Annotated in this window: 5 protein-coding genes; 1 reads left to right on the forward strand and 4 read right to left on the reverse strand. The window is 70.7% G+C overall.

Going from position 1 to position 4,536, the window contains the following annotated elements:
* Positions 1-1,252: phosphoenolpyruvate carboxylase (locus CCN56_RS32970; RefSeq protein WP_143664698.1), on the forward strand; the 1,252-nt coding region annotated here is incomplete at its 5' end.
* Between the two features lie 72 nt (positions 1,253-1,324).
* On the opposite strand, the gene CCN56_RS32975 is transcribed toward CCN56_RS32970, so the two are convergent.
* From CCN56_RS32975 to CCN56_RS32990, 4 genes are all read right to left on the reverse strand, one after another.
* Positions 1,325-2,146, reverse strand: a complete 822-nt coding sequence (locus CCN56_RS32975) for an LPXTG cell wall anchor domain-containing protein (protein WP_256962311.1) — start codon at positions 2,144-2,146, stop codon at positions 1,325-1,327.
* 163 nt (positions 2,147-2,309) lie between these two features.
* A complete protein-coding gene (locus CCN56_RS32980) occupies positions 2,310-2,753 on the reverse strand; it encodes a hypothetical protein (RefSeq protein ID WP_086831532.1) in 444 nt (147 codons plus the stop codon).
* Between the two features lie 42 nt (positions 2,754-2,795).
* Positions 2,796-3,392, reverse strand: a complete 597-nt coding sequence (pth, locus tag CCN56_RS32985; RefSeq protein WP_086831533.1) for an aminoacyl-tRNA hydrolase — start codon at positions 3,390-3,392, stop codon at positions 2,796-2,798.
* A gap of 106 nt (positions 3,393-3,498) precedes the next feature.
* Positions 3,499-4,086: a 50S ribosomal protein L25/general stress protein Ctc gene (locus CCN56_RS32990; RefSeq protein ID WP_086831534.1), complete on the reverse strand. Its 588-nt coding sequence runs from the start codon at positions 4,084-4,086 to the stop codon at positions 3,499-3,501.
* Positions 4,087-4,536: the final 450 nt, after the last annotated feature.

A 4,536-nucleotide genomic window follows, 5' to 3' on the forward strand; every position in this document is an offset into this window, starting at 1 on the left:
CGTGCAGGTCGATGAGGCCGTCCTCGCCCGCGAGGCCGGCCTCATCGACCTGCACGGCGGCTGGGCCAAGATCGGCATCGTGCCGCTCCTGGAGACCACCGACGAGCTCAAGGCCGCCGACGTCATCCTCGACGACATGCTCGCCGACCCCTCCTACCGGCGCCTCGTCTCGCTCCGCGGCGACGTCCAGGAGGTCATGCTCGGCTACTCCGACTCCTCCAAGTTCGGCGGCATCACCACCAGCCAGTGGGAGATCCACCGCGCCCAGCGCCGCCTGCGCGACGTCGCCCACCGCTACGGCGTCCGCCTGCGCCTCTTCCACGGCCGCGGCGGCACCGTCGGCCGCGGCGGCGGCCCCTCGCACGACGCGATCCTCGCCCAGCCCTGGGGCACCCTGGAGGGCGAGATCAAGGTGACCGAGCAGGGCGAGGTCATCTCCGACAAGTACCTGATCCCGTCGCTGGCCCGCGAGAACCTCGAACTGACCGTCGCCGCCACCCTGCAGGCCTCCGCCCTGCACACCGCCCCGCGTCAGTCCGACGAGGCCCTCGCCCGCTGGGACGCGGCCATGGACACCGTCTCCGAAGCCGCCCACACCGCCTACCGCAAGCTCGTCGAGGACCCCGGCCTGCCGGCGTACTTCCTCGCCTCCACCCCCGTCGACCAGCTCGCCGACCTGCACCTGGGCTCACGGCCCTCCCGCCGCCCCGGCTCCGGCGTCTCCCTCGACGGACTCCGCGCCATCCCCTGGGTGTTCGGCTGGACCCAGTCCCGCCAGATCGTTCCCGGCTGGTACGGCGTCGGCTCCGGCCTCAAGGCCCTGCGCGAGGCCGGCCTCGACGCCGTCCTCGGCGAGATGCACGAGCGGTGGGGCTTCTTCCGCAACTTCCTCTCCAACGTGGAGATGACGCTCGCCAAGACGGACCTGCGGATCGCCCGCCACTACGTCGACACCCTCGTTCCCGAAAACCTCAAGCACGTCTTCGACACCATCGAGGCCGAGCACGCGCTGACCGTCGCCGAGGTCCTCAAGGTCACCGGCGGCGAGAAGCTCCTCGACTCCAACCCGGTCCTCCAGCAGACCTTCGCCATCCGCGACGCCTACCTGGACCCGATCTCCTACCTCCAGGTCGCCCTCCTCGCCCGCCAGCGCGCGGCCGCCGAGCGCGGCGAGGACCCGGACCCGCTGCTCGCACGAGCCCTGCTCCTCACCGTGAACGGCGTGGCCGCGGGCCTCCGCAACACCGGCTGACGGCCCTTCCGCACACATGACAGAGCCCCCGCCGGGGAATCCGGCGGGGGCTCCGTCGTCCTACGCGGTACGTCAGTTCTGCGTGGCCTTGCGACGGCGGGTCACCAGGACCGCACCGGCGGCCGCGAGGGCCAGGGCGGCGGCGGCGAGGATGCCGACCGGCGCGCTGGAGCCCGTCTCGGCGAGGTTGCCCTCACCCTTGGTGTCGCCGGTGGTGGCGCCGCCGTTGGCCTGCTCACCGGAGGTGGAGCCGCCGGCGGTGGAACCACCGGTGGTCTGCTCGCCCGTGGTGGAGCCACCCGTGGCCGTGTCGCCACCGGTGGTGGAGGTCCCGCCCGTGGTCTGCTCGCCGGTCGTGGAACCGCCGGTGGTCTGCTCGCCGGTGGTCGAACCGCCGGTGGTCTGCTCACCGGTCGTGGAGCCACCCGTGGTCTGCTCACCGGTCGTCGAACCGCCGGTGGTCTGCTCACCGGTGGTCGAACCACCCGTGGTCTGCTCGCCCGTGGTGCCGCCGGTGGTGTTGTTGGTCTCGGTGGCCACGCAGGTGTGGGACAGGTTGAACCAGCCCTGCTTGATCACACCGTCGACCTCCGCCTCGGCCGAGACCAGCTTCGCACCCGGCTCGGAGGCCACGTACGCGTGCTTGTCGGTCGGCGGACCGAAGGTCGTGATGACCTGCTCGCCGCCCGGCTCGAACGTCACCGTCAGCTTGGTGAAGTTCACGTCGTTGCCGGGGATGACGAAGTGCCAGCCGTCCTTGTCGGCCGGGATCTTCGGGCAGTCACCGTCGTGAGGCGCCTCGGACGCGACGATCGGCGTCGGCTGGTGCAGCGGGTACGTGTGGGAGCCGTCCGACGCGAAGGCGGCGGGGGCAAGACTCAGGGAGCCCGCCATGGCCGCGACAAGAGCGGCTGCGGGTATGAAGGAGCGTCGCATAGTCGTCCATCTGTGGGATGAGGATGCCGTGGGAGGTGGCTGAGGCAGCCTATCCATCGCTTTAAGCCGGGTTTAAGCCAGAGGTCCATAACGATTGGCCCAGGAAAGGGGTTTAAACGGGTCAGAGCGCCAAGAACGTCGCCACCAACACCACCCCGCCAACCCCCGCCAGCGACAAAGCAGTTCGCGGCAGTCGCATCCCGCCACCCACCAACGGCGCCGCGAGCAACAGCGCCCCGCCCAACGGAAGCCAGGCGTGCAAGCCGCCGCCCCAGCCCGTCCGCACCCCCTCGTCCGTGCCCGGCTTCACCACCACCGGGATCGTCGCGCCCTTCTCCGCCGCCACCGAGTGCACGATCGTCAGCGTCCGGCGCGTCGACGACGGATCCTCCGGGGCGTACCGGCCGCTGCACGTGTCGTCGGTGCAGTCGGTCACCGTCAGCGTCCCGTGCTCCCGCCCCTTCGCGAGCAGCACGTGCTGGGCGGAGTTCCACGAGGCCCAGGCACCCGCGACGACGAGGAACAGGGCGACCAGCGCCACGGCTGCGGTACGGACGTGCGTCATGACCCGCGATCGTACAGTCGTACTGCGCCGCGGCCGCCGGCCCTACGAGTTGTACGCCGACTGGGCCCGCTCCAGCCCCTCCGCCACCAGACACTCCACCGAGTCCGCCGCCCGGTCCACGAACCACTCCAGGTCCTTGCGCTCCGTCGACGAGAAGTCCTTCAGGACGAAGTCCGCCACCTGCATCCGGCCCGGCGGACGCCCGATCCCGCACCGCACCCGGTGGTACTCCGCACCCATCGCCTTCGTCATCGACTTCAGACCGTTGTGCCCGTTGTCGCCGCCACCCAGCTTCAGCCGCAGCACCCCGTAGTCGATGTCCAACTCGTCGTGGATCGCCACCACGTGCGCCGTCGGCACCTTGTAGAAGTCCCGCAGCGCCGTCACCGGACCGCCCGAGAGGTTCATGTACGACATCGGCTTCACGAGGATCACCCGGCGGCTCGAAGGCCCGGGGGGCCCCATCCGGCCCTCGACGACCTGCGCCTGCGCCTTCTGCGCCCGCTTGAACGAGCCACGGATCCGGTCCGCGAGCAGGTCCACGACCATGAAGCCGATGTTGTGGCGGTTGGCCGCGTACTCGGGCCCCGGGTTGCCGAGGCCGACGATCAGCCAGGGCGCGTTCGCGTCGTCCGTCATGTGCGTCAGGTCTCCTCGTATCCGTACAAGAGGTGTCCGTACAAGAGAAACGGGGTGACGGGCCCGTACGGCCCGTCACCCCGTCACGTCAGGCAGAGCCTACGGCTCAGGCCTCGGCGCCCTCGGCGGCCTCGCCCTCGGCGGCCGGCTCCTCGGCCTGGGCGGCCAGGACCTGGATGACGACGGCGTCGGCGTCGGTCACCAGCGTCGCGCCCTTCGGCAGGGCGATGTCCTTCGCGAGGATGGAGGCACCGGCCTCCAGGCCCTCCACGGAGACCGTGACGGCCTCGGGGAGGTGGGTGGCCTCGGCCTCGACGGACAGGGTGCCGAGCACGTGCTCCAGCAGGTTGCCACCGGCGGCGAGCTCACCCTCGGCCTGGACCGGGATCTCGACCGTGACCTTCTCGCCGCGCTTCACGAGGAGCAGGTCGACGTGGATCAGGAAGCCCTTGATGGCGTCACGCTGGACGGCCTTCGGGATCGCCAGCTCGTTCTTGCCCTCGATGTCCAGGGACAGCAGGACGTTCGGCGTACGGAGCGCCAGGCCGAGCTCGTGGGCCGGAAGGGTGACGTGGATCGGGTCCGAGCCGTGGCCGTAGACGACGGCGGGAACCTTGGCGTCACGGCGGATGGCGCGGGCGGCGCCCTTGCCGAACTCCGAGCGGACGGAAGCGGCGAGCTTGACCTCGGACATGTTGCACTCCTCGTAGAAGGTGACGAAAAAGGTGGTCACCCGGCCACGACTGGCGATGGCCTGCTACGAAGAGCGCGTCGATAACGGACCGCCGAACCGCTTACGCGGACGGCCTCCCTCGCCGAGCAACTACGGCAGTCTACCGGCCACCCGCCGTCCCACCCAACTGGATCAACCCGAGGGCCGGACCGTACCGCCCGGTGGCGTCATCCGCTGCGTCATCGGAGCGGCATGCGCGACGAACAGGCGTCGAATCCGGCCGGCCCAGGCAGAACCACGTCGCGGGCGTCGAAGGAAGACGCCACCTCGCGACGGAGGAGACATGCCCAGGAGAACCGGTCCCGTTGTCCGCGCACTCGCGCTCTTGTCGGCCGCCGCGGTGATACTCGCCGCACCGACCGCCTCCGCGCAGGACGGGCCGACCGTGCCCCGGTCGGCCCGTCCTGCGCG

Origin of the sequence: Streptomyces sp. NRRL B-24572, assembly GCF_002156145.1 — a bacterium.
In the GTDB taxonomy this organism is placed as follows: domain Bacteria; phylum Actinomycetota; class Actinomycetes; order Streptomycetales; family Streptomycetaceae; genus Streptomyces; species Streptomyces vietnamensis.

Coding starts and splice junctions, on each gene's coding strand:
- CCN56_RS32975 (WP_256962311.1), bottom strand. CDS start 2,146: ATGGCGGGCTCCCTGAGTCTTGCCCCCGCCGCCTTCGCGTCGGACGGC.
- CCN56_RS32980 (WP_086831532.1), bottom strand. CDS start 2,753: ATGACGCACGTCCGTACCGCAGCCGTGGCGCTGGTCGCCCTGTTCCTC.
- pth (WP_086831533.1), bottom strand. CDS start 3,392: ATGACGGACGACGCGAACGCGCCCTGGCTGATCGTCGGCCTCGGCAAC.
- CCN56_RS32990 (WP_086831534.1), bottom strand. CDS start 4,086: ATGTCCGAGGTCAAGCTCGCCGCTTCCGTCCGCTCGGAGTTCGGCAAG.